The organism is Virgibacillus sp. NKC19-16, assembly GCF_021560035.1.
GTDB classification, from domain to species: Bacteria; Bacillota; Bacilli; order Bacillales; family Amphibacillaceae; genus Virgibacillus_L; species Virgibacillus_L salidurans.
Genome location: NZ_CP074373.1, coordinates 1,629,993 through 1,656,110 on the forward strand (window position 1 = coordinate 1,629,993; position 26,118 = coordinate 1,656,110).

25 protein-coding genes and 1 other annotated feature are annotated in these 26,118 nt (G+C 38.9%); all 25 genes read left to right on the plus strand.

What is annotated here, in order from left to right; genetic code table 11:
* Window positions 1-46 precede the first annotated feature (46 nt).
* The 25 genes from ftsZ to pyrE all read left to right on the plus strand — a co-directional run bounded on the left by ftsZ (window position 47) and on the right by pyrE (window position 26,059).
* Window positions 47-1,189 (plus strand): cell division protein FtsZ, encoded by a 1,143-nt coding sequence (gene ftsZ, locus KFZ58_RS08410; protein WP_235794351.1) that lies wholly within the window; start codon window positions 47-49, stop codon window positions 1,187-1,189.
* Window positions 1,190-1,966: 777 nt separating this feature from the next.
* Entirely contained in the window at window positions 1,967-2,929 is a 963-nt protein-coding gene (gene spoIIGA, locus KFZ58_RS08415; protein WP_235794352.1) for a sigma-E processing peptidase SpoIIGA, read from the plus strand.
* A 14-nt stretch (window positions 2,930-2,943) separates the two neighbouring features.
* The gene (gene sigE, locus KFZ58_RS08420; RefSeq protein WP_370642475.1) at window positions 2,944-3,663 is read left to right on the plus strand and encodes an RNA polymerase sporulation sigma factor SigE; all 720 of its coding nucleotides are present in this window, start codon (window positions 2,944-2,946) and stop codon (window positions 3,661-3,663) included.
* A gap of 124 nt (window positions 3,664-3,787) precedes the next feature.
* Window positions 3,788-4,570 (plus strand): RNA polymerase sporulation sigma factor SigG, encoded by a 783-nt coding sequence (gene sigG / locus KFZ58_RS08425; protein WP_235794354.1) that lies wholly within the window; start codon window positions 3,788-3,790, stop codon window positions 4,568-4,570.
* 117 nt (window positions 4,571-4,687) lie between these two features.
* Window positions 4,688-4,960, plus strand: coding sequence for a YlmC/YmxH family sporulation protein (locus tag KFZ58_RS08430; RefSeq protein WP_235794355.1), 273 nt, complete (start codon window positions 4,688-4,690; stop codon window positions 4,958-4,960).
* Between the two features lie 59 nt (window positions 4,961-5,019).
* Window positions 5,020-5,829, plus strand: a complete 810-nt coding sequence (gene pgeF / locus KFZ58_RS08435) for a peptidoglycan editing factor PgeF (protein ID WP_235794356.1) — start codon at window positions 5,020-5,022, stop codon at window positions 5,827-5,829.
* 27 nt (window positions 5,830-5,856) lie between these two features.
* The gene (locus tag KFZ58_RS08440; RefSeq protein ID WP_235794357.1) at window positions 5,857-6,525 is read left to right on the plus strand and encodes a YggS family pyridoxal phosphate-dependent enzyme; all 669 of its coding nucleotides are present in this window, start codon (window positions 5,857-5,859) and stop codon (window positions 6,523-6,525) included.
* A gap of 21 nt (window positions 6,526-6,546) precedes the next feature.
* Window positions 6,547-6,981 (plus strand): cell division protein SepF, encoded by a 435-nt coding sequence (locus KFZ58_RS08445; protein ID WP_235794358.1) that lies wholly within the window; start codon window positions 6,547-6,549, stop codon window positions 6,979-6,981.
* Between the two features lie 6 nt (window positions 6,982-6,987).
* Complete coding sequence (locus KFZ58_RS08450; protein ID WP_235794359.1) at window positions 6,988-7,254, plus strand: YggT family protein; 267 nt, start codon at window positions 6,988-6,990, stop codon at window positions 7,252-7,254.
* Between the two features lie 11 nt (window positions 7,255-7,265).
* A complete protein-coding gene (locus tag KFZ58_RS08455; protein WP_235794360.1) occupies window positions 7,266-8,039 on the plus strand; it encodes a YlmH family RNA-binding protein in 774 nt (257 codons plus the stop codon).
* A gap of 104 nt (window positions 8,040-8,143) precedes the next feature.
* The gene (locus tag KFZ58_RS08460; RefSeq protein WP_235794361.1) at window positions 8,144-8,647 is read left to right on the plus strand and encodes a DivIVA domain-containing protein; all 504 of its coding nucleotides are present in this window, start codon (window positions 8,144-8,146) and stop codon (window positions 8,645-8,647) included.
* Window positions 8,648-8,707: 60 nt separating this feature from the next.
* Window positions 8,708-8,941 (plus strand) — a binding site (T-box leader).
* A gap of 52 nt (window positions 8,942-8,993) precedes the next feature.
* Window positions 8,994-11,750 (plus strand): isoleucine--tRNA ligase, encoded by a 2,757-nt coding sequence (ileS, locus tag KFZ58_RS08465; RefSeq protein WP_235794706.1) that lies wholly within the window; start codon window positions 8,994-8,996, stop codon window positions 11,748-11,750.
* A gap of 189 nt (window positions 11,751-11,939) precedes the next feature.
* A complete protein-coding gene (locus KFZ58_RS08470; RefSeq protein ID WP_235794362.1) occupies window positions 11,940-12,872 on the plus strand; it encodes a DMT family transporter in 933 nt (310 codons plus the stop codon).
* A gap of 126 nt (window positions 12,873-12,998) precedes the next feature.
* Window positions 12,999-13,475 (plus strand): signal peptidase II, encoded by a 477-nt coding sequence (lspA, locus tag KFZ58_RS08475; protein ID WP_235794363.1) that lies wholly within the window; start codon window positions 12,999-13,001, stop codon window positions 13,473-13,475.
* Window positions 13,472-14,383: an RluA family pseudouridine synthase gene (locus KFZ58_RS08480; RefSeq protein ID WP_235794364.1), complete on the plus strand. Its 912-nt coding sequence runs from the start codon at window positions 13,472-13,474 to the stop codon at window positions 14,381-14,383. The genes lspA and KFZ58_RS08480 overlap by 4 nt, the downstream gene beginning before the upstream one ends.
* A gap of 166 nt (window positions 14,384-14,549) precedes the next feature.
* Window positions 14,550-15,092, plus strand: coding sequence for a bifunctional pyr operon transcriptional regulator/uracil phosphoribosyltransferase PyrR (pyrR, locus tag KFZ58_RS08485; protein ID WP_235794365.1), 543 nt, complete (start codon window positions 14,550-14,552; stop codon window positions 15,090-15,092).
* Window positions 15,093-15,245: 153 nt separating this feature from the next.
* Window positions 15,246-16,613: a solute carrier family 23 protein gene (locus tag KFZ58_RS08490; protein ID WP_235794366.1), complete on the plus strand. Its 1,368-nt coding sequence runs from the start codon at window positions 15,246-15,248 to the stop codon at window positions 16,611-16,613.
* Between the two features lie 17 nt (window positions 16,614-16,630).
* Window positions 16,631-17,557, plus strand: coding sequence for an aspartate carbamoyltransferase catalytic subunit (locus tag KFZ58_RS08495; RefSeq protein WP_235794367.1), 927 nt, complete (start codon window positions 16,631-16,633; stop codon window positions 17,555-17,557).
* Complete coding sequence (gene pyrC / locus KFZ58_RS08500) at window positions 17,514-18,797, plus strand: dihydroorotase (protein WP_235794368.1); 1,284 nt, start codon at window positions 17,514-17,516, stop codon at window positions 18,795-18,797. The genes KFZ58_RS08495 and pyrC overlap by 44 nt, the downstream gene beginning before the upstream one ends.
* Window positions 18,790-19,887, plus strand: coding sequence for a carbamoyl phosphate synthase small subunit (locus KFZ58_RS08505; RefSeq protein ID WP_235794369.1), 1,098 nt, complete (start codon window positions 18,790-18,792; stop codon window positions 19,885-19,887). Before pyrC ends, KFZ58_RS08505 begins: the two co-directional genes overlap by 8 nt.
* Window positions 19,880-23,080, plus strand: a complete 3,201-nt coding sequence (carB, locus tag KFZ58_RS08510) for a carbamoyl-phosphate synthase large subunit (RefSeq protein WP_235794370.1) — start codon at window positions 19,880-19,882, stop codon at window positions 23,078-23,080. The genes KFZ58_RS08505 and carB overlap by 8 nt, the downstream gene beginning before the upstream one ends.
* Window positions 23,077-23,829: a dihydroorotate dehydrogenase electron transfer subunit gene (locus KFZ58_RS08515; protein ID WP_235794372.1), complete on the plus strand. Its 753-nt coding sequence runs from the start codon at window positions 23,077-23,079 to the stop codon at window positions 23,827-23,829. The genes carB and KFZ58_RS08515 overlap by 4 nt, the downstream gene beginning before the upstream one ends.
* On the plus strand, window positions 23,826-24,746 hold the full coding sequence (locus KFZ58_RS08520) for a dihydroorotate dehydrogenase (RefSeq protein ID WP_255695089.1): 921 nt from the start codon (window positions 23,826-23,828) through the stop codon (window positions 24,744-24,746). The genes KFZ58_RS08515 and KFZ58_RS08520 overlap by 4 nt, the downstream gene beginning before the upstream one ends.
* Window positions 24,739-25,455, plus strand: a complete 717-nt coding sequence (pyrF, locus tag KFZ58_RS08525) for an orotidine-5'-phosphate decarboxylase (RefSeq protein WP_235794373.1) — start codon at window positions 24,739-24,741, stop codon at window positions 25,453-25,455. The genes KFZ58_RS08520 and pyrF overlap by 8 nt, the downstream gene beginning before the upstream one ends.
* A complete protein-coding gene (pyrE, locus tag KFZ58_RS08530) occupies window positions 25,439-26,059 on the plus strand; it encodes an orotate phosphoribosyltransferase (protein ID WP_235794374.1) in 621 nt (206 codons plus the stop codon). The genes pyrF and pyrE overlap by 17 nt, the downstream gene beginning before the upstream one ends.
* Window positions 26,060-26,118: the final 59 nt, after the last annotated feature.

Below are 26,118 nucleotides of genomic sequence, written 5' to 3' on the forward strand. Positions count from 1 at the left end.
TAGCTTCTGGAACTCTTGTTATTTTGCATATTAGGAGGAACGAAATATGTTAGAGTTTGATACAAATATGGAAGAACTAGCTTCAATTAAAGTGATCGGTGTAGGCGGTGGCGGTAATAATGCGGTCAACCGCATGATAGAGCATGGTGTTGAAGGCGTTGAATTTATCGCTGTCAATACGGATTCACAAGCATTAAATCTATCTAAAGCTGAAGTAAAAGTACAAATTGGTAGTAAGCTAACACGAGGATTAGGTGCAGGGGCGAACCCCGATGTCGGGAAAAAAGCGGCTGAAGAAAGTAAAGAGCAACTCGAAGAAGTATTACAAGGTGCAGATATGATCTTTGTCACAGCAGGAATGGGTGGAGGCACAGGAACGGGAGGCGCTTCCGTTATTGCACAAACTGCCAAAGACCTAGGAGCACTAACAGTTGGAGTTGTAACACGTCCATTTTCTTTTGAAGGCAAGAGACGATCCACACAAGCGATAACGGGAATTGATGATTTGAAAAGCAATGTCGATACATTAATTGTTATACCTAATGATCGCCTGCTGGAAATCGTTGATAAAAATACCCCGATGTTGGAAGCGTTTCGTGAAGCGGATAATGTCCTAAGGCAAGGTGTGCAAGGTATTTCCGATCTAATTGCTAAACCAGGTTTGATTAATGTTGATTTTGCAGACGTGAAAACAATCATGACTGATAAAGGGTCAGCATTGATGGGAATTGGTATTGCAACTGGAGAAACACGTGCCTCTGAAGCTGCGAAAAAAGCAATTTCTTCACCATTACTGGAAACTTCTATTGATGGAGCACATGGTATTTTAATGAATATTACAGGCGGTACAAATCTCAGCTTGTATGAAGTTCAGGAAGCTGCTGATTTAGTAACTTCTGCTGCAGATAATGAAGTAAATGTTATCTTCGGTTCCGTTATTAATGAAAACTTAAATGATGAAATTATTGTAACGGTGATTGCGACAGGATTTGACGAGACCACGCAAAAAGAAGAAAGGAAACAACAGCGTCCCGTAATCAATCATAAACAGCAAGCCGCCACCAGAGATAATGATGATATGCAGAGAGAAACGAATCAGCAACAGCAACAACAGCAACAACGTCCGAAACAAGAGGAAGAAACATTGGATATACCTACATTTCTAAGAAATCGTAACCGTAGAAGATAAATAAATAATAATATATTGATAGACAGCAAACAGGTAGCCTTTGTGCTATTTGTTTGCTTTTTTGCGTATGCTCCTCTCAAAAGTACACTGTTGCTTTTAAATCTTCGCAACTGATATAAAAGACAACGTAATGAAAATTCTAATGATGGGTGGGTGCTTAGACTCGCTCCGGAAACACATTTCGCGAACCTTAGGGTGGCTGGTGGGCCCCGTCGTGCTCGTCGTGTTGCAAGTGATTTCGAGAAGCAACACTCCTCGCAAAAAAGATTGCTACGCACTCCGGGTCTCACCTAGGCCTTTCCTCCCGCCGGAGTCTTCATGTGTTTCCTCCGGCTGATGACGCGCTTTTTAAAATTAAAGAACAGATGTCAATCCACTTTTGATGGTTGATTGGAGTGGAGGCCCGTTGGCTCCTGCGGGAATAGCACGTGTCTGAAGACCCCGCAGGACTATCCTAAGGAAGGCCGACTAAAACCGTCCTTTGCGGACAACGTCGGCATACCCCTTGCCGGGGCAAAGAGGCTAAAGCCGTGCCCTAAGGTGTGCAACGGTTCGGAGCGGAAATCAACAAGCACTTATGTCGTCTTTTATATCTTCTGTGCCAAACCTTCTTTTAGAAAACAGCCTTTGGGTGTAAGAATAGAATTTCTACACTTTGTAAAATAATTACTGCGACAAACTCCCTAATAACTAGTTAAAATTAGCCCCAATATGCGTACAAAATGTGACAGACTTTGCTTATAAACTCAGATATACTTCTTTTAAATCATCTTATCTATGAAAATAATAGTAATTTTTTTGGCAGAAAGGAAGAATGTGGTGACCATCTATCTTGATGCTGTCTGGACATTGAATTTTTTTCTGGACATGATGCTTTTAATGCTCACACAGGCTTTGGCAAGAGACAGCACAAGAAAAATCAGAATAATAATTGGAGCTTTTATCGCTTCACTGCTTGTACCAATAAATATCTATTTTCCAGATTCATTTTTTAGCAGTGTTGCTGGAAAGTTTCTATACTCTGTCATTATTATTTTATGTGCGTTTGGTTTTTTAAGTATTTATCGGATGATGAAATTACTCCTGTTATTTTATTTTACTACTTTTGCAATAGGGGGTGGATTAATAGCAATACATTTTCTATTACAAAGTCCGATTGGTGTATCTACAAATGGAATTCTAACGTTTAATAGCGGATATGGGGATCCGATTAGCTGGATTTTTGTCGTTATTGGGTTCCCTTTGGTGTGGTTATTCACAAAGGGTCGTATGGACAAGCATGCAGTGGATAAAATTCGTTACGACCAACTCTATCCGGTTACAATTCAATTAAAAAATAAGAGCTATTCAACAACTGGATATATTGATAGTGGAAACCAATTAGTTGATCCATTAACAAAAAAACCAGTAATTATTTGTGATGAATTATTTTTAAAGCAATGGTTTACGGAAAATGATTGGAAGCTGCTAAAGTCTGCGAACAAGGAACTTGATTTTGAAAAAATCCCAAAAGAATGGGAAAGCTCTATTCAAATTGTGCCATACCGGGGAGTACAAGGCGGAAGCAACTTTCTGTTTGCGATGAGGCCAGATCAGCTCATTGTATACTACGGCGAACAGAAAATTGTAACAAGTAAACTATTAATCGGCATTCAGTTTGCCGCGTTAACGAAAGATCAAAGCTATCATTGTTTACTTCAACCGCAAATTATAACAACAGCAGCTGTACATTCTGCATAAGGGAGAGATAAATGTTGAAATCATGGAAATTAGGTCTGCGCTTACAGTGGTATAAAATTTTAATCAAACTTGGCGTTAAATCTGAGGAAATTTATTATATAGGTGGAAGTGAGGCTCTGCCACCACCTCTTTCCAAACAAGAAGAGGCAGAGTTGCTGGAATTATTACCTAAAGGAGATCAGGCTGCAAGAGCACTTTTAATTGAGCGAAATTTACGGTTAGTTGTTTATATCGCAAGGAAATTTGAAAATACAGGGATAAATATAGAAGATCTAATAAGTATTGGTACTATTGGCCTTATAAAAGGTGTTAATACGTTTAACCCCGAGAAAAAAATCAAACTGGCTACCTATGCATCCAGATGTATTGAAAATGAAATTTTAATGTATTTACGGAGGAATAATAAATTAAAATCAGAAATATCCTTTGATGAACCTTTAAACATTGATTGGGACGGGAATGAGCTATTATTGTCAGATGTACTTGGAACAGATGAGGATATTATTACGAAAAATCTGGAAACAAAAGTGGACAAAAGTTTACTTAAGGATGCCTTGTCGCAATTAAATGCTCGCGAAAAGCAAATTATGGAATTACGGTTTGGATTAATTGGGGAAGAAGAAAAAACACAGAAGGATGTAGCAGATATGTTAGGTATTTCACAATCTTATATTTCACGTTTAGAAAAAAAGATTATAAGGCGACTTAAAAAAGAATTTAATAAAATGGTTTAGCCTTGTTTCTCTAAGAATCTAACCCATTTTTACATCTTTTCGAATGAACCTTCCTGCATAAAAATTTTCCCAGGCGGAGATACTGTCCATGAACAGCATCACCAACTGGGAGGGTTAAACTTAGATGACAAGGCATAAGGTTGAGATATGTGGTGTTGATACATCGAAACTACCTGTATTAAAAAATGAAGAAATGCGCAAGTTGTTTGTAAAAATGCAAGAAGGGGACGGGGAGTCTGCACGTGAAGAACTGGTAAATGGAAACCTGCGTCTCGTATTAAGTGTCATTCAACGATTTAATAATCGTGGTGAATATGTTGATGATTTATTTCAAGTAGGCTGTATTGGCTTAATGAAATCCATTGACAACTTTGACTTATCACATAATGTTAGATTTTCGACATATGCTGTTCCAATGATTATCGGTGAAATAAGACGTTATTTAAGAGATAACAATCCGATTCGGGTATCGAGATCCTTACGTGATATAGCTTATAAAGCATTGCAAGTAAGGGAAAAATTAATTAGCAAAACATCAAAGGAACCTACACCAGTGGAGATTGCCGAAGAGATGGGCATCCCACATTCCGAAATTGTGTTTGCAATGGATGCTATTCAAGATCCTGTATCATTATATGAACCAATTTATAATGATGGAGGGGATCCCATATTTGTTTTGGATCAGATAAGTGATGAAAAAGATAAGGATTCTACATGGGCAGATAAACTTTCCTTAAAGGAAGGTATGTACCAGTTGAACGAAAGAGAAGAGATGATATTAAATAAACGTTTTTTCCAAGGGAAAACCCAAATGGAAGTAGCTGATGAAATCGGTATTTCACAAGCCCAGGTCTCCCGCCTGGAAAAAGCCGCCATCAGCCAGATGAATAAGCAAATGTTTGAATAAAAAACGCAAGATACTCAAGAGCAAAAGGAATGGGTGAATGAAACCCATTCCTTTTGCTTTTCCTGTTTTTAATCTATAAATTTATGCATATATATAGAGTAAGGTGGTGTGAGTGGAATGATAAAATTATCCGAATTGCAAACGAAAGAGGTTATTGTTATTGATGATGGAAGTAGACTTGGGCATATATCCGATTTGGAAATTGATAAAGACAGAGGTAAAATACTTGCTATTGTAATTATTTTAAAGGAAAAGAAAAGCGGGATGTTTGGAAAGCCGGACGAATTGATTATTCATTGGGAGCAAATTGTAAGGGTTGGCGCGGATGTCATTCTTGTTAAAGAGGTACAACATCCAGAGTTGTATGCAGAGCCTTTTGTAAATGAATAAAAAGTTAGTGTGGATTATGGTAAAATGGTACGAGTAGACTTTTAGGAGGTTGTAATCCAATGACAGAACCGTTTAAACAATCAAATGAATCCTATTTACATATAGAAAAGTGGCAAAAATTAAATCCCAAGCTACATGCTGGATTTACGACCAGAAACGGGGGGGTTAGCCAACCTCCTTTTGATACATTAAACTGTGGATTGCATGTTCAGGATGAATACGATCATGTCAACCTAAACCGACAAATTTTAGCCAAACATTTGACGATTCCGTTGAAAAATTGGGTGGCGGGGGAACAGACTCATCAAACAACTGTAAAAATAGTTGGTCCTGAAGATAAGGGAAAAGGAGCTGCTTCCCACCAGAGTTCTATTAAAAGCACAGATGGTTTGATTACAAAAGAGCGAGGAATATTATGCACTGCTTTTTTTGCTGATTGTGTGCCTTTATACTTTTTTGACCCTAAACATGAGTTCATCGGTATTGCTCATGCAGGATGGAAGGGATCTGTAAATCGCATTGGCGGGCAAATGGTTCAGAAATTGCAAACGGTAGGTGTAAATCCTGCTGATCTTTTAGTAGCCATAGGTCCCTGTATCTCGCAACAATGTTATGAAGTTGATGAAAATGTTATAAGGCACCTAACGCTACAGGATAGGGAAAAAACAGTCATTTCTAGAGGAAATAATCGTTATTTGTTAGATTTAAAACAGTTAAATGTAGAAATTCTTTTGCAATGTGGTGTATTACGTAATAATATAGATGTAACAAATTATTGCACGTTTCAAGATGATGCGCTATTTTTTTCACATCGACGGGATAAAGGAAAAACAGGGAGGATGCTAGGTTTTCTAGGCTTTACAACTTGACTTACGTGGGGAGGAGAATTGGTAATAATGGATGTAGCAACAAATCTAAGAATTATTCAAAATAATATAAGACAAGCTTGTGAAAAAAGTAATCGAATTCCTGATGAAATAACAGTTATAGGTGTTACGAAATATGTTACAATAGAACGAACAAAAGAAGCAATTACCACTGGAATTAAAAACCTTGGCGAAAATCGTTTGGAAGGATTTCTGGAAAAATACAATCATATTGGTAGCGAAGTGAAATGGCATTTTATTGGTACCCTGCAATCAAGAAAAGTTAAAGATGTAATCGACAAGGTAGATGCTATTCATTCGTTGGATCGCCTATCACTTGCTAAGGAAATAGATAAGCGAGCAAGTAAAAAAATCGACTGTTTTATTCAGGTTAATGTGAGTGGAGAAGAATCAAAACATGGCCTGCAACCAGAAGGTGTTATCTCTTTTATAAAGGATATTCAGAAGTATAAGCATATTCGTGTTGTTGGATTGATGACAATGGCACCCCATTTAGAAGATAAAGAACGTTTAAGGGGGATTTTTAAAAGACTAGCAGCCATAAGAGATGCAGTTAAACTGGAAAATTTGTCCAATGCGCCTTGTGAATTTCTATCTATGGGAATGAGTAATGATTATGAAATTGCTATTGAGGAGGGTGCTACACATATACGGATCGGTTCAAATCTAGTAGGATAATATTATGAGTGAGGTGAGCGTATGAGCTTTAAAAATAAAATTAAAAATTATTTCACGATGGATGATGAATATGAATACGATTATACAGCAGATGAAGCAGATGAGGCGGAAAATAAGTCAAATGCAACTCAGAAAAATCAAAATGTAGTCAATCTAACCAGCTTGCACCAGCCTACATCGAAGGTTGTACTTTATGAGCCAAGGTCATACAATGAAGCACAGGAAATAGCAGATAACATTGTAAATAGAAGAGCTGTTGTTATAAATCTACAGCGTTTGGATAGCACACAGGCAAAAAGAGTTGTTGATTTTCTTAGCGGTACCGTCTATGCTGTGAACGGAGATATTCAAAAGCTTGGATCTGAAACATTCTTATGCACCCCTGATAATGTAGATGTATCCGGTACAATATCTGAAACATATGTGGAGGAAGATGAATTTGAAAAAGGATGGTAGTAATCAATGATCCAGTTACTTAATTTATTAGATACAGCTTTAACGATTTACAGTTTTGGCTTAATTATTTACATTTTTATGTCATGGTTTCCAGGGGCCCGGGAATCATCTTTTGGTGTTTTTTTAGCAAAGATATGTGAGCCATACCTGGAAATATTCCGCCGATTTATTCCACCATTAGGCATGATTGATTTATCCCCGCTTGTAGCTATTTTTGTGATCCATTTTGCGAGAATGGGGCTATATGAACTGTTTAACATGTTGTTCTTCTAAGGGGTGGTAAAATGGATATATATCAACATTTTCGAAAAGAAGAGCAGCCATTCATTGACAAAGTATTATCTTGGATAGAACAGGTTGAAAGAACGTATCAGATGAAGATAACGGATTTCCTTGATCCAAGAGAACAGCAAATTATGAATTTATTAATTGGGGATAATAGTGATGTCAGCATCTACCAGCATGGCGGCGGCCAGTATGCTGAACGAAGGCGTGCTGTAATACTACCCCCATATGAAGAGATATCTGACGAAGTTTTTCAGCTTACGTTAGTAGAGGCATATTATCAAGATAAATTTATATCACTGGAACATCGTGACGTGATGGGAGCATTTTTATCGCTTGGAATAAAACGAAAAAAGCTTGGTGATATAGTAGTTGAGGGCGGAGTCATTCAAATTATAATGGCAGATGAAATTGCACCTTTTGTATTAGCTAACCTAACTGCCATTAAGAAAGCGAAAATAAGGCTAGAGGAAAAACCTCTCACCGCATTAATGGAAAAGAAAACGGAGTGGGATGAAACAGATAACACAGTCTCCTCATTGCGGTTAGATACTGTGTTAAAAGAGATTTATAATATCTCTAGAAAAGACGCCGGGCAATTTATTAAAAAACTTCAGGTGAAAGTAAATTTTAAAGTAGTTGACGATGGAAAGTTTGGTTTACAGGAAGGCGATTTAATTTCAGTACGTGGAAAAGGAAGAAGTAAACTCGTATCCATAAATGGACAAACAAAGAAGGACAAGTGGAAAATAACCACGGCAATATTAAAATAATTTCATACTACATGCAGGAATTAACCGATTTTTGTCGAATATATGCTTAATGTATGTTTTCATAAACGTTAATGTCTATAATTTTCCCTAAGGAGGTGGCCAATGTGCCATTAACACCATTAGATATTCATAATAAAGAGTTTACCAGAAGTTTTCGTGGGTATGATGAAGATGAAGTGAATGAATTCCTAGACCAAGTAATCAAAGATTATGAAGCAGTAATCAGAGAAAAGAAAGACTTTAAGGAAAAAGTGGATCAATTGGAAGAAAAGCTTGGACACTTTACCAATATTGAAGAAACGTTAAACAAATCCATTTTAGTTGCTCAAGAGACTGCTGAAGAAGTAAAAGGCAGTGCGACAAAAGAGTCTAAATTAATTATAAAAGAAGCAGAAAAGAATGCCGATCGAATCATAAATGAAGCATTAAGCAAATCACGTCGTATATCTATGGATGTGGAAGAGTTAAAGAAACAGGCAAAGGTATTTCGGACACGTTTGAAAATGCTTGTTGAAGCTCAGCTGGATATGATTGACACAAACGATTGGGAAGATTTATTTGACGAGGAATTGGGTGAAGATCTTGAGCTGGCAGAAAATAAGTCATAGATCTTGACGTCCCGCGGAATTTTACATATAATTCATACACATAAAGTTCTAATTTGATAATAACATGCATAGATAGAGCCAGTATAAAGGTTTGTACTGATTAGCGAATCGGGGTATGGTGAAAGCCCGATACAGTAAGCCTTTAGAAAATCACTCTTGAGCATCCATTGTGAATTTTTAGTAGGAATGGACGATTTATTCCCGTTACGAATATCGAGTGAATGTAAATTAATAGCTAATTAATAGCTAGTTTACATTTATAAGGGTGGTACCGCGAGTCTTCTCGTCCCTTTTGGGATGCAGGGGGCTTTTTTGTTTAGTGGCAGATAAGAAGGAGGAAGTATTTATGGATTATAAAGATACATTGTTAATGCCAAAAACGTCATTTCCAATGCGTGGTAATTTGCCGAATAAGGAACCAAAAAGGCAAGAACACTGGGATGAGGAAAATTTATATGAAAAAGTACAGGAAAGAACGAAAGGAAGACCGTTGTTTAATTTACATGATGGCCCACCGTATGCCAATGGTGACTTGCATATTGGCCATGCATTAAATAAAATTCTAAAGGATTTTATTACAAGGTATAAATCAATGACTGGCTACTATGCACCATATATTCCGGGATGGGATACCCATGGACTGCCCATTGAAACTGCATTGACAAAAAACAAAAAAATTAAGCGTAAAGAAATGAGTATTGTAGCGTTTAGACAGTTATGCGCTGAGTATGCATTGGATCAATTGGACAATCAGCGCAAACAGTTTAAATCATTGGGTGTTCGTGGTGATTGGGATAACCCATATGTAACCTTAACAAAGGATTATGAGGCCGCCCAAATTAAAGTATTTGGAGAAATGGCCAAAAAAGGCTATATCTATAAAGGCTTAAAGCCAGTTTATTGGTCGCCATCATCTGAATCTGCTTTAGCTGAGGCAGAAATAGAATATCATGATAAACGCTCCCCTTCCATTTATGTTGCATTTGATGTTATAGACGGGAAAGGATTATTTGATGGCGGGGAGAAATTTATTATTTGGACGACAACTCCATGGACGATTCCGGCTAATCTTGGGATCAGTTTACATCCTGATTTGGAATATGTGGTTGTAGAGGTGAACAAGGAAAAATATATTATCGCACGTTCTCTGCTTGAATCTGTTTCTGAAGAGCTGGAATGGGAAAACCCACAAGTGATCAAATCATTTAAAGGAGAAGAAGCAGATAAGATTGTTGCAAAACATCCATTTTACGACCGTGATTCACTCATCATGCTGGGCGAGCATGTAACAACAGATGCAGGTACTGGTTGTGTGCATACAGCCCCAGGTCATGGGGAAGACGACTTCGTTGTAGCTCGAAGTTATGGTATTGATGCATTATCTCCTGTTGATGACAGGGGAGTTTTTACAAATGAAGCACCTGGATTTGAAGGACAATTTTATGACAAAGCGAACAAGTCTATTACAGAAAAACTGGAAGAAGTAGGGGCGTTACTAAAGCTTTCGTTTATTACGCACTCCTACCCACATGATTGGCGGACGAAGAAACCGACGATTTTCCGTGCAACATCACAATGGTTTGCATCGATTAAGGATTTTCGTCAGGATATTCTGGATGAAATTAGCCGGATTAATTGGTATCCATCATGGGGGGAGACTCGCCTTCACAACATGGTGCGTGACCGTGAAGACTGGTGTATTTCACGTCAGCGTACATGGGGTGTTCCAATCCCTGTATTTTACGGGGAAGATAATACGCCTATTATCAATGATGAAACGATTGAACATGTATCCAACTTATTTAGTGAGCATGGTTCTAATGTGTGGTTTGAATGGGGAGCAGCAGATTTATTGCCTGAAGGATTTACTTCAGAACATAGTCCAAACGGGAAATTCACGAAAGAAACGGATATTATGGATGTATGGTTTGATTCAGGATCATCCCACGAAGCTGTCCTGGTAGGTCGCCCGTATCATAGACGCCCTGCAGATGTTTATTTAGAAGGTAGTGATCAATATCGTGGCTGGTTCAATTCCTCGATATCTACGTCTGTTGCAGTTACAGGTAAAGCACCATTTGAAAATATCATTAGTCATGGTTTTGTATTAGATGGTAATGGAAGAAAAATGAGTAAATCTTTAGGAAATGTGATGGTACCATCTAAAGTTCAAAAGCAGTTAGGTTCAGATATTTTACGCCTATGGGTTTCCTCCGTTGATTATCAGGGAGATGTGCGTATTTCGCAGGAAATCCTGAAACAGACATCCGAAGCGTACCGTAAAATTAGAAACACAATTCGCTTTATGCTTGCAAATTTATCCGATTTTGATCCGAAAACCGATCAAGTACCAGAAACGGAAATGGAAGAAGCGGATCGATATATGATTCATCGTCTGCAGCAGGTGTTAGGTAATGTACGCCAAAGCTATGAGCAGTTTGAGTATTCGCCGATTTTCCATCAAATTCACAATTTCTGTGCGGTTGATTTAAGCTCATTCTACTTGGATTTTGCGAAAGATATATTATACGTCGAGGCAAAGGATAATAAGCGCCGCCTGAGTATTCAAACAGGGTATTATGAAATTTTAACGACACTGGTTAAATTGTTGACACCCATTATCCCGCATACGACTGATGAAGTATGGGAATATATTCCTGGTGTAGAAGAAGAGAGTGTGCAGCTAACCGATATCCCTGAGCCAAGGGAAATTTCTGGTATGGCTGAACTGGAACCTAAATGGGATCACTTCATGCATATTCGTGATGATGTATTAAAAGCATTGGAAGAAGCAAGAAATGAAAAAGTAATCGGGAAATCATTAGAAGCAAAAGTAACACTCGTTCCAAAAGATAACCAAACAAAAGAGGTATTACAATCGTTTGATCATCTGCATCAATTTTTAATTGTATCGGAAGCCCGCGTCCGTGATAGCAGTCCAGATGCAAAAGAATATCAGTATGTTGATGTTTCCGTTGAGCAACATCCTGGAGAAAAATGTGAGCGTTGCTGGGTAGCATCTGAAACTGTAGGAGAAGATGCGGAACATCCTGGTCTATGCAGCCGTTGTGCGAGTGTTGTAAAAGAACATTACACTTTATAACTAACTGAGGGCAACTGAAATGTTAAAAAGACGACTTACATTCATTTTTGGATGAATAGTCGTCTTTTTTATGTTTTCTCGAACCATCTTAGTTAATTTATTCCATCTAAAAACACATCATTTGAAAGTTCATCCTAAATACCATAAGATAAATATTTGTTTGATTAAAGTGGTTTAGGAGATGAGCGTATGAAAGGTATGTTTCAAAATAAATGGTCGGTTATTGCGATTGCAGTATTTTGCTCAGTGCTTTGGGGAAGTGCGTTTCCAGTTCTTAAAGTAAGTTATGAGGAACTGCAAATGGCACCGGATGATGTGATCGCGAAGATTGTGTTTGCGGGTATGCGCTTTTTACTTGCGGGTCTAATTGTTTTAGCATTTTTATTATTTATGAGCCCAAGAAGTATTTTGGTAACACGTAAACAGTTTGTGGTGCTGATTATTTTGGGTGTTGTGCAAACAACACTACAGTATTTCTTCTTCTACAATGGTTTAGCAAAAGTCTCCGGGATGCAAGGTGCAATTCTGTCATCGAGCGGGACATTCTTCACGGTGCTTCTGGCACATTACTTTTATAAAAATGATCGGATGAACTGGAAAAAGGCATTTGGTTTGATTGCTGGTTTTTCAGGTATTATTGTTGCCAATTGGGGACAGGAGCTTCAGCCCAGTTTTCACTGGGACGGGGAAGGATTTATGATCCTTGCTGGTTTAACAAGTGCGATTGCGACGATTATGGCAAAGGAAATGGCGACTGGTATTCACCCGTTTGCTATCACAGGCTGGCAGTTGAGCTTGGGAGCAGGGATTCTGCTAATCATAGGTTTGCCTCAATTAAGTACAGGTGCGATGTTATGGACGCCGCTTGGATGGGGGTTATTTATCTATTCAGCACTACTTTCGGCAGTTGCATTCGCCTTATGGTATTCGATGTTGAAATATAATAACGCTGGTGAACTAAGTATGTACAAGTTTATTGTTCCAGTGTCCGGTTCGTTATTATCCGCTATATTTATTCCCGGCGAGCGATTGAATTTCTTTATTTTAGCTGCGATAGCATTGGTTGCTGTTGGAATTATTGTAGTGAATTACCGCGGTCGGCGCACGAGGAAACAGATATGATAAAAGAAAGGAATCATCTTGTTTCGATCAAAACTTGACATATACCAGTTCTACCATTGTCCTTGAAAAATGTTGGTTTAACGTTTAAGATTAAAAAGACTGAGAGTAGAAATCGGGGGACATGGGATGTATGTGTATTATATTATTGCACTAGTCATTATTGCCATTGACCAGGTGACGAAATGGATTGTTGTTCGAACAATGGAGCTTGGTGAGCAAATTACAATTATTGAAAACTTCTTCTATCTTACATCACACCGTAATAGTGGTGCTGCATGGGGAATCCTAGAGGGACAGATGCTGTTTTTCTATATTGTAACTGTTATTGTTGTTATAGGGATTATTTATTACATGCAAACATATGCCAAAGAAAGTAGAAGTTTAGCAATTGGTTTAAGTTTCGTTCTGGGTGGTGCAATTGGTAACTTTATTGATCGCCTTTTTCATCAGGAAGTCGTTGATTTCTTTGATTTTATAATCTTTGGTTATAATTTTCCTATTTTTAATATAGCTGACTCTGCTTTAACGGTTGGGGTTATATTAATTATTATTGCAACAATAATCGATGAAACGAAAACGAAGAAAGGAAAAGCAAAAAAATGACCTCATTCCATCATATTGTTACAGAAGCGCAGGCAAACCAACGAATTGATAAATTACTTACTATATTAAATCCGGAGATATCTCGTTCGCAGGTGCAATCATGGATCACAAAAGACCACGTAACTGTTAACGGCGAGCAAGTAAAAGCGAATTATAAGTGTCAGACAGGTGATGCTATTGAGTGGTCATATCCAGAAGTGGAGCCCCTGGATATCATAGCAGAGAACATTCCATTATCCATTGTTTATGAGGATAGCGATTTATTAGTTGTTAATAAACCAAAAGGAATGGTTGTCCATCCATCAGCAGGTCATCCATACGGTACACTTGTTAATGCCCTTCTCCATCACTGTGATGATCTATCCGGTATAAATGGAGTCCAGCGTCCTGGTATTGTCCATCGGATTGATAAGGATACGAGTGGTTTATTAGTCGTTGCAAAAAATGACCAAGCACATTCTCATTTATCTGAACAGCTGTCAACAAAAGAAGTTAAACGAGTATATGTAGCACTTGTTCATGGAGAAATTCCACATGAAACGGGAATGATCGATGCACCAATCGGAAGGGATCCAAAAGATCGCCAGCGTATGGGGATTGTCGATAACGGCAGGCCTGCCGTGACACATTTTAAAGTGATAAAAAGCTATCCTGATTATACACATGTAGAATGTCAGTTGGAGACAGGAAGAACCCATCAGATCCGTGTACATATGAAATATATCGGTTATCCATTGGTCGGTGATCCTAAATATGGCCGCAGAAAAACAATGGATACAAACGGCCAGGTATTACATGCAGGTCTGCTTGGTTTTACGCATCCAACGACAAATAAGTGGATGGAATTTGAAGCAAAGCCCCCTGCCTATTTTGAAGAAATTTTGGCGAATATAGAAAAATTGTATTGACAATGACCGTTGTCTCTGAAATAATAAGAGAAATAAATAAGTGCCCCTTTAATATAGTCCCGTGAGGCTAAGAAGGACTCGTGAATGATACAGTTGTGAAAATGTGTATCCGAAATCCCTTTTTTCCTCACGGATAAAAGGGATTTTTATATTTGGTGGTGAGATTTTGCAAAAGAAAACAGAAATATTGGATCAGCCAGCAATTAATCGAGCATTAACCCGAATTGCGCATGAAATCGTTGAAAAAAATAAAGGAGGAGAAAACCTACTCCTAGTTGGTGTGAAAACAAGAGGAGTACCGTTAAGTAAAAGATTACAGGAAAAAATAAAACAAATTGAAGATCTAAGTGTTCCAATAGGGGAATTGGATATAACGTTATACAGAGATGATTTGGAAATAGCGAACAATAGCTATGATCCGCAATTAAAATCTACTAATATTGATGTGGATTTAACAGGGAAAAAAGTGATTCTCATTGATGATGTACTTTATACCGGCAGAACAATACGAGCAGCAATGGATGCGGTGATGGACAGTGGGAGGCCATCACAGATTCAACTAGGTGTCCTCGTTGATAGAGGTCACAGAGAATTACCGATACGAGCAGATTATGTTGGTAAAAATATTCCAACATCTGAAAAAGAAATTATCGTGGTTCAATTAGTGGAAACAGATGAGATCGATCAGGTATCCATCTATGAAAAATAAATAGATAAACCTTTAACTAAATCCAGAGAGATTTACAAGGTTGTTTAAGGAAACGTGGATAGAACTATATACACGTGTACCTCTTTGCAGCCTTATGCAGAGAGGTTTTTTTAATGACAATGAAAGTTTTCTGAAAAAGTGGAGGTATGTAAAATGACACAGAAAAAGATGGCGATGGGTGTAAACGAAGTACCAAAATCCGGACAATGGCTGCTACTCAGCATCCAGCATTTATTTGCAATGTTTGGCTCTACGATATTAGTTCCGTTTCTTACGGATTTATCCCCTGCGGTTGCACTCATATCAAGTGGGGCTGGTACATTGGCGTATTTAGTAATTACAAAGGGGAGAATTCCGGCATATTTGGGATCCAGTTTCGCATTTATAGCTCCAATTATTGGTGCAAGTGCTGCGGCAGGCCCTGCTGGTGCAATGATTGGTAGTTTCCTGGCAGGTATTGTATATGGCATGGTCGCCTTACTTATTGCATTCCTTGGTACAAACTGGCTCATGCGGATACTTCCTCCGATTGTAGTCGGTCCAGTCATTATTGTAATTGGATTGGGTTTAGCCCCCACCGCTATCGATATGGCAATGTTTGATAATGAAGTTTATAGTGGAACCTTTGTAACCGTAGCATTATTCACGCTGACTATTACGATTATCGCTAACATATTTTTTAAAGGTTTTTTCGGACTTATTCCAATATTAATCGGTATTATAAGTGGTTATTTATTTGCTCTAGTGCAAGGCATTGTTGATACTGCACCAATTCAAGCAGAATGGAATGCAATGATTTCATCTGGATCGATCGGAGAATTTTTTGCCGCGTTTTTCCAAATGCCAGAATTTATCATCCCATTTGTTGACTATGCTCCGTTAGATATTATTAATCTGCAAATCGTTGCTATTATGGTTCCTGTTGCGCTTGTGACCATTGCTGAACATATAGGAGATCAGATGGTTTTATCAAAAGTTGCAGGCCGAAACTTCTTAAAAAACCCCGGACTGCATCGTTCTATATTAGGCGACGGGGTTGCGACAGTGATTGCCTCTTTTATCGGAGGTCCACCAAACACAACCTATGGTGAAAATATTGGTGTCTTATCCATTACAAAAGTGTTCAGTGTGTTTGTTATCGGAGGAGCAGCGGTTCTCGCAATATTGTTTGGATTTATTGGAATTATTACAGCGACGATTAGTTCCATTCCAACTGCCGTTATGGGAGGTGTATCCATTCTATTATTTGGAATAATTGCCTCGAACGGATTACGAATGCTGATTGATAACCAAATAGATTTTGGACACAATCGCAATTTAATTATCGCCTCTGTCATATTGGTTATTGGAGTTGGAGGAGCTTATATTGAAGTATATGACGGGCTAGAAATTGCCGGGATGGCTTTATCCGCAATCATTGGTGTTATCCTAAATCTCATCTTACCTGGTAAGGAAACTGGATATGGTAATGGCGCATTGTTTGAAACTGAAATCCCTGATGATCAAAAGCATGCATCATAACGAATGAGGAGGTAGCTATGCGACATTTTATATCGGTTAATCAATTAACTGTAGAGGAAATAATGAACCTTTTTGAAACAGCAGACTGGTACCGTTATACAGGTCTTGAATTGAAGCAGCAGCTATTTGCAGCAAACTTATTTTTCGAACCAAGTACAAGAACGAAATCAAGTTTCATCATAGCCCAGAGAAGGCTTGGAATGGAAGTCCTGGATTTTCATACAGAAACCTCTAGTGTAAAAAAAGGAGAATCCTTGTACGATACTGCAAAGACCTTTGAATCTATGGGTGCAAATTTATTAGTTGTTCGTCATCAATCGGATTCTTGGTTTGAGAATCTAAAGGGAAATATTTCCATACCAATGATCAATGCAGGGGCAGGGACAGCAGAGCATCCTACTCAATGTTTACTCGATCTGATGACGATTTATCAAGAATATCGTACGTTCAAAGATTTGAAGATTGTTATCGCAGGAGATATAAAACATAGCCGTGTAGCCCAATCAAATGCCTATGCGTTAAAAGCTTTAGGAGCAAGGGTATTTTTTAGTGCAGCTCCTGGCTTTGAAGCCTATCAGTTGGATTTTCCATATATCTCCATGGACGAGGCCGTGAATATGTGTGATGCGATCATGCTCCTGCGCATTCAACATGAACGACATAATCAGGGTTCAGCCTCAATGACTGATTATCTGAAAAATTACGGTTTAACCAAAGATCGGGAAAAACGAATGAAACAACATGCTATTATACTTCATCCTGCTCCAATCAACAGGGGTGTAGAAATAGATTCCGATTTAGTAGAGTGTGAGCGATCACGGATATTTAAGCAAATGGAAAATGGTGTTTATATAAGAATGGCGATTATCACAAACATATTGCAGGAATGGGGGATTATGAATGAAAACAGTATTGAAAAATGCGAAACGGCTATTAGCAGCTGACGAAATGGAAATATGTGACATATTAATTGAAGGTAGGAAAATTAAACAAATCGCTGCTAATATTTCAGAGGATGCGGATGAGGTGATCAACTGCAACGAAAATTTAATCGTACCTGGGTTTATTGATGTACATATTCATTTACGAGAACCCGGTGGCGAACGTAAAGAAACCATTGCTTCAGGGACAAAAGCAGCAGCCCGAGGTGGTTTTACAACCGTTTGCGCGATGCCTAACACAAATCCAGTGCCGGATAATGTGTCTACAATAGAAACTCTTTTAGAAAAAATCAAGCAGGATGCCGTTGTTCGTGTGATTCCCTATGCAGCCATCACGAAAAACTTAAAAGGGAAATCATTGACGAATATAGCGGAAATTGCCAACAAGGAAGTGTTTGCTTTTACCGATGATGGAGTGGGGATCCAAACGGCAGACTTCATGTTACAAGCTATGAAGCAAGCAGCTGCCTGTGGTATGCCGATCGTAGCACATTGTGAGGATAACTCGATCGTTTATGGAGGTGTCCTCCATGATGGGAAGGTAAGCGCGGCGTTAGACCTGCCGGGGATACCCTCTATAAGTGAATCCGTACAAATAGCCCGTGATGTGCTGCTTGCTGAGGCGGCAAGTTGTCATTATCATGTCTGTCATGTGAGTACCAAAGAGTCTGTGAGAATCATTCGTGATGCAAAAAAAGCTGGTATACATATAAGTGCTGAAGTAACGCCACATCATCTATTATTAAATGAGGAATCTATTACGGCAGATGATGCTAATTTTAAGATGAACCCGCCACTTCGGGCAAAAGAAGATCAGCAAGCATTATTAGAAGGATTATTGGATGGGACGATCGATTTTATTGCAACAGATCATGCGCCACATACAAAGAATGAGAAGGAAATAGGTTTTCTAAAAGCCCCTTTTGGAATTGTCGGGCTTGAAACAGCATTTTCATTGCTTTATACGAAACTTGTAAAAACGAATCAGGTTACGCTAAAACAATTAGTTGATTGGCTGACGATTAAACCTGCTGAAGTGTTTCATATGCCATATGGTACGCTTGAAGAAAATGTAGTGGCAGATATCACCTTGATAGATTTGCAAAGGGAAACAATAATTGACAAAGAAAGCTTTCATTCCAAAGGGAAAAATACTCCTTTTCACAACTGGAAAGTTAGAGGTTTACCGATTCTAACAATTGCTGAAGGAAAAATTGCTTACAAGGAGGATATCAATGCGTAAACGACAATTGGTTCTAGAGGACGGCACGGTCTTTATTGGGGAAAGCTTTGGAAGTGAGAAAGTGACAACAGGGGAAGTTGTTTTTAATACAGGGATGACAGGCTATCAGGAGGTGATTTCTGATCCTTCTTATTGTGGTCAAATCGTGATGATGACCTATCCGCAAGTAGGGAATTATGGTATTAATCGAGATGACTTTGAAACAATTTCCCCATTTATTCATGGATTTATTGTGAAGGAGGTATGTGATTATCCATCCAATTTTCGTAGCGAAGAGGGTTTGGATAGTTATTTAAAAGCAAATGATATACCGGGTATTACCGGGATTGATACAAGGAAATTGACAAAAGTTATTCGTCAATCGGGAACAATGAAGGCGATGATAACAACGATGGATGATTTTTACGAGGTAGCGGTTGAACGTCTCCAGAATATGCCCATGCAAAGAGATCAGGTTCAACAAACATCAACGGTTAAGCCATATGTGGTGCCAGGGCGTGGGATGCGTATAGTTCTAGTCGATTTTGGGATGAAACATGGTATATTACGTGAACTGACAAAGCGTAATTGTCACATAACAGTTGTTCCTTACAACTACGGCACAGAAAATATTCTCCGATTAAAACCAGATGGCATTATGCTGACGAATGGTCCTGGTGATCCAAAAGATGTACCCGAGGCCATTGAAATGATTAGGAATTTGCTTGGTGAGATCCCAATATTTGGAATTTGCTTGGGTCATCAATTGCTCGCCCTGGCATGTGGGGGAGACACGGAAAAAATGAAATTTGGACATAGAGGTTCTAACCACCCGGTTAAAGATGTTAAAACGCTTAAAACATATATGACATCGCAAAATCACAGTTATGCGATTAGAGAACATTCTCTGGAGAATACTGATTTAGAAGTAACACAATTTGCATTGAATGATCACACGATTGAAGGGATAAGACACGCCATTCACTCGGCCTTCTCCGTGCAGTATCATCCAGAGAGTTCACCAGGTCCGGAAGATACGAGTCATTTATTTGATGATTTTATCCAAATGATTAAACATGATCAGGTTAAAAAGGAGGATGCATATGCCTAAAAACTACTCGATTCAAACAATTCTAGTGATCGGTTCAGGTCCGATAGTGATCGGCCAGGCAGCAGAATTTGATTATTCGGGTACACAGGGCTGTCAGGCACTAAGAGAAGAGGGGTATACCGTCATTCTTGCCAATTCGAATCCTGCAACGATTATGACCGACCATACTGTAGCGGACAAGGTCTATATGGAACCATTAACGATGGAATTCTTAAGTAAAATAATCCGAAAAGAAAAGCCGGATGCAATCCTGCCAACATTGGGTGGACAAACTGGACTCAACTTGGCTGTAGCACTTGAGGAATCGGGGATTTTATCAACTTATGATGTAAAGCTGTTGGGTACTTCTCTGGAGGCCATTCAAAAGGCAGAAGACCGGGAACAATTCAGAGATTTAATGCGGGAATTGAACGAACCTGTACCTGAGAGTTCCATTATAAATTCGGTTGAACAGGCATGTGACTTTGCAGCTAAACTAGAGTTTCCATTAATTGTGCGTCCTGCCTATACGCTCGGTGGTACAGGTGGCGGCATGTGTTTTAACAAAGCAGAATTAATGGAAATAGCGCGTAACGGTATAGCATTATCACCAGTAAACCAATGCCTTATTGAGAAGAACATCGCAGGATTAAAGGAAATTGAGTATGAAGTAATGCGAGATAAAAATGATCAGGCAATTGTTGTTTGTAATATGGAAAATGTTGATCCAGTAGGTATTCATACAGGAGATTCGATCGTGGTCGCACCCTCCCAAACATTAAGTGATCGAGAACATCAGCTACTCAGAAATGCTTCGTTAAAAATTATTCGTGCACTTGGAATTGAGGGTGGCTGTAACGTGCAATTAGCGCTTGATCCAAACAGTTTTGATTACTATATCATTGAAGTTAACCCACGGGTAAGCAGATCATCTGCATTGGCATCAAAAGCGACAGGTTATCCGATTGCCAAAATCGCAGCGAAAATAGCGGTTGGTTTAACATTGGATGAAATTATAAATCCGATAACCGGAACAACATATGCAATGTTCGAACCCGCACTTGACTATGTTGTTACCAAAATTCCGCGATTTCCATTTGATAAGTTTGTCACTGGTGATCGCAATCTAGGAACGCAAATGAAAGCAACCGGAGAAATCATGGCGATTGGAAGAAATGTTGAAGAATCGCTTTTAAAAGGAATTCGGTCACTTGATAGTAATGCAGAAGAACTTTGGTTAGCTAGTTTATTGGGTGTAACAGATGAAGACATCAAATTTCGTTTAAAAAAAGCCGACGATGAGCGGATATTTGTCTTAGCAGAGGCCCTACGAAGAGGGATGACAATCGAAGAGATTTTTCAGTTAACGAAAATAGACCGTTTTTTCATCATGAAAATAGAAAACATTATTAAATTGGAAAAGGAATTAGCTACAACTAAATTTTCAAATGAACTATTATGGAAAGCAAAAATGTTGGGTGTTTCCGATACACAGATTGCACGGTTGTGGAATACGTCCGCAGATGAAATTTATGAACAACGACGATCAGAAAAAATCACACCAGTATATAAAATGGTAGACACTTGTGCAGCTGAATTTGAATCCCGGACCCCATACTTTTACAGTACATATGAAGAAGAAAATGAGTCTATTAGATCTGATCGGAAGAAGGTTCTTGTGCTGGGATCGGGTCCTATACGCATTGGTCAGGGAATTGAATTTGATTACGCCACCGTTCATTCTGTATTAGCCATACAAGAAATGGACTATGAAGCCATCATTATGAATAATAATCCGGAAACCGTTTCTACAGACTTCAGTATCTCTGACAAGCTTTACTTTGAGCCACTTACGTTGGAGGATATCATGCATGTCATCGAAATCGAACAGCCGGAAGGAGTAATTGTACAATTTGGCGGGCAAACAGCGATAAATTTAGCTGCAGGGCTAAAACGCCGAGGAGTACGTATTTTAGGAACAAATTTAAATGCAATCGATCGTGCAGAGGACCGGGATAAGTTTGAGCTGCTTTTGGATGAACTGGAATTATTGCGGCCAAATGGAAAAACCGTTCGTAAGCTTGATCAAGCACTGGAAGTAGCAAAATCAATCGGATATCCTGTGTTGGTTCGTCCATCATATGTTATTGGCGGAAGCAGAATGGAAATTGTCTATGATGATGAAGAACTACGAGCCTATTTAGCAAAATCTAAAACCATCAATCAAGAGCACCCAATTTTAATCGATAAATATATTACAGGTATTGAAGTAGAAGTTGATGCCATAAGTGATGGGGATACAGTGATTGTACCAGGGATTATGGAACATATTGAACGTTCCGGAGTTCATTCCGGAGATTCCATTGCCGTTTATCCGCCACAGCGAATGAGTAAATCCGTAAAGCAAAAGTGTATGGATGCCACAACAAAAATTGCTCGCAAGTTACAGGTTAAGGGACTAATTAATATTCAGTTTATCATTCAGCATAATGATGTATTTGTTCTTGAAGTAAACCCGCGGGCAAGTAGAACGATTCCATTTTTAAGCAAAATAACCGGGGCCCCGATGGCTAAATTGGCTACGAAATGCATTTTAGGAATAAAGTTAGCTGATTTAGGTTACAAGACAGGTATTTTGCCGGAAAACGATGATGTATCTGTGAAAGTTCCTGTATTCTCATTTGATAAATTACGCAGTGTGGATACCATTCTTGGACCGGAGATGAAATCTACTGGTGAAGTAATCGGTTATGATAAAACGTTGGAAAAGGCTCTATATAAAGGGCTAATTGCGTCCGGTCTTTCCGTACCACGTGTTGGTGCTGTTTTACTAACAGTGGCTGACAAAGACAAACAAGAAGTGCTTGAAATAGCAGATCGTTTTCATAAATTAGGATTTCAATTATATGCAACAAAAGGGACAGCTGTTTCCATAAGGAATTCTGGAATACCGGTAATCGATGTAGCAAAAATTGGTAACGCGGAGCCGAATGTTCTATCCATTATCGAAAATGGCCATGTGCAATTTGTCGTGAACACGCTAACTTCAGGGAAACAACCACGTTCAGACGGATTCATGATTCGCAGGGAAGCAGTAGAACATGGAATTGCCTGTTTAACTAATTTAGATACAGCGAATGCAATCTTGCGTGTGATCGATTCAACGACGTTTAGTGCGAAGCCAATGATAAACAAAGAGGCAGTACGGTTATGAGGAAAGAAATAATGTATATTCAATCATCGAAGTCTATTGCACTAGACACGGTAGAAATGGTATTGAAAAATAATTATATTAGCCAAACTGCTGTACCTGGTCAATTTTTACATGTATTTGTTGAAGGTCACACATTACGCAGACCACTATCAATTGCAGATGTAGACAGAGAGAAAGAAACGGTCACCATCCTATTCAAAAAGACAGGTTCCGGAACAAAACAACTGGCAACGTGTCAGGAAGGAATGACACTTGATGTGTTAGGCCCTAACGGAAATGGATTTAACATGGATAATAAAGAAGGCTCCAGTATTCTGCTAATAGGTGGGGGAATCGGAGTCCCACCACTTTATTATCTTGGAAAGACATTAGTTGGTCAGAATATGAAAGTTATTTCTATATTAGGATTTCAATCAGCTGAAAGTGTTTTTTACGTAGAAAAATTCCAATCACTCGGAGAAACATGGATGGTTACAAATGATGGCTCCTATGGTGAAAAAGGATTTGTTACAGATGTTTTTGATAAGATTGAGGCTTTTGATCGTTACTATTCCTGTGGTCCCATACCAATGCTACAGGCCATTACGAAAAAATTAGAACATAAACAGGGGTATATTTCATTAGAGGAGCGGATGGGCTGCGGTGTTGGTGCATGTTTGGCCTGTGTCATACCTAAAGCGAATAACCGTGGTTATAAAAAAATTTGTAAAGATGGTCCTGTTTTTCATGCTAAGGAGGTGACATTGTGACCAATTTAGCAGTTGATTTACCTGGTTTGAGGTTGAAAAATCCAATTATGCCTGCGTCCGGATGTTTCGGATTCGGGCGCGAGTACTCCGACTTTTATGATTTAGGCAAATTAGGTGCGGTTATTATGAAGGCAGCAACCGGAAGCGAACGATTTGGCAATAACACACCTCGTGTTGCTGAAACAGCTTCCGGTATGCTGAATGCAATTGGGCTGCAAAATCCTGGAGTTGATAAAATCATCGAATCCGAGGTTGATTTTCTATCAAACTATGATATGCCGATTATTGCAAATGTAGCCGGTAGTACAATAGGAGAATATGAGAAGGTGGCAGCAGCTTTTAACCAAACTAAGCATGTCCATGCACTGGAATTAAATATTTCCTGTCCCAATGTAAAAGAAGGGGGTATCCAGTTTGGTACAGATCCTAATATGGCGGCCAACGTAACTAAAATGGTGAAACAGGCCAGTAATTTACCTGTATATGTGAAACTATCACCCAATGTGTCTGATATTGTTGCAATGGCGAAAGCGGTAGAAGCGGCTGGAGCGGATGGATTGTCCATGATTAATACATTGTCGGGGATGAAAATCGACCCATCGAGTAAGCGACCATTATTAGCTAATAAAACAGGGGGTTTATCTGGTCCGGCAATTAAACCGATTGCTATACGCATGGTTTACGAAGTGAAACAACAGGTTTCCATTCCGATTATAGGTATGGGTGGGGTTACCAATGCGGAGGATGTACTGGAATTTCTTTTAGCAGGTGCAAGTGCGGTTGCAGTAGGTACAGCTAATTTTCAAAATCCGTTTATTTGTCCGGAATTAATCGATGAATTGCCAAAGATACTAACGAAATACGGATTTCTTTCCGTGCAGGATGCAATTGGAAAGGGGGCTATTTTGTATGAATAAATCTATTTATCTGGCATTGGACTTTCCAACCTGGGCAGATTCCAAGCAATTCTTGGAATCGAATAATCTCCAAGGTAGTCCAGTAAAAGTAGGTATGGAGTTATTTTACCGCGAAGGGCCATATGTGATCGAAAAATTAAAAGAAAATAATCACCCGATTTTTCTTGATTTAAAATTACACGATATTCCCACGACTGTCATGAAGGCGATGAGAAATATTGCTAAACTTGAAGTAGATATGGTGAATGTTCATGCACTGGGTGGAAGTGAAATGATCAGAAGCGCGAAAGAAGGACTGGATATAGGTGGCAGCAATGGTCATCAAACAAAATTAATCGCGGTAACCCTACTTACTTCCATGGACAATGAAACAATGAATAGTGAACTTTTACTGCCAGGTGAACTTGATAAAAATGCCGTACATTTTGCAGAATTTGCGAAACAAAATGGAGCAGATGGTGTTGTTTGTTCGGTATATGAAGCAAGGCAAATGAAAGCAGCATGTGGATCTTCTTTCTTAACGGTAACGCCAGGTATTCGGTTGAAGCAAGCAAGTTCGGATGATCAGAAGCGAATTGCAACACCTAATTTTGCGCGGGAGAATGGCTCTGATGTACTTGTGATAGGGAGAAGTGTAACCAAAGCAGCCGATCCATATCAAGCATATAAACAAGTAGTGAAGGAGTGGCAACATGGAATTAAAACATGAATTGGCAAGAGATTTGTTAGCTATTAAAGCAGTACAAATTAATACACAAGCATATTTTACATGGACTTCAGGAATCAAATCACCTATCTATTGTGATAACAGGTTAAGCATGTCACACCCGCGAGTACGCAGGAAGATTTCAGAAGCATTCACCCAAATCATTGAAAATATGGAAGTTACGCCCGACGTGATTGCGGGTTGTGCTACGGCCGGCATCCCCCACGCAGCGTGGCTATCTGAGAAGTTAAACTTACCTATGGTTTACGTTCGTTCCAAGCCAAAGGGGCATGGGAAAGAAAATCAAATAGAAGGAAAGATGGAGAAGGGACAAAAGGTACTTGTGATCGAAGACCTTATTTCCACCGGGAGTTCATCTATTGAAGCCGCAATAGCGTTAAGAAATGAAGGTGCAGAAGTAATTGGCGTTTTAGCAATTTTTACATACGGATTACAGAAGTCCATTCAGCAATTTTCCACTAAAAATCTACCAGTCCAAACGATTACAGGGTTTGACCAATTAGTAGATGCTTTAGTCGAAGATAACAAAATAGAAGAAACGGAAAAAAGTGAATTAGTAGCCTGGCGAAATGCGTTAGGGACATGAAGAGAAAGGTTCTTTGTCCCAATATACGAAAACTTGCGCCCCTCTAATTATTTATTTTT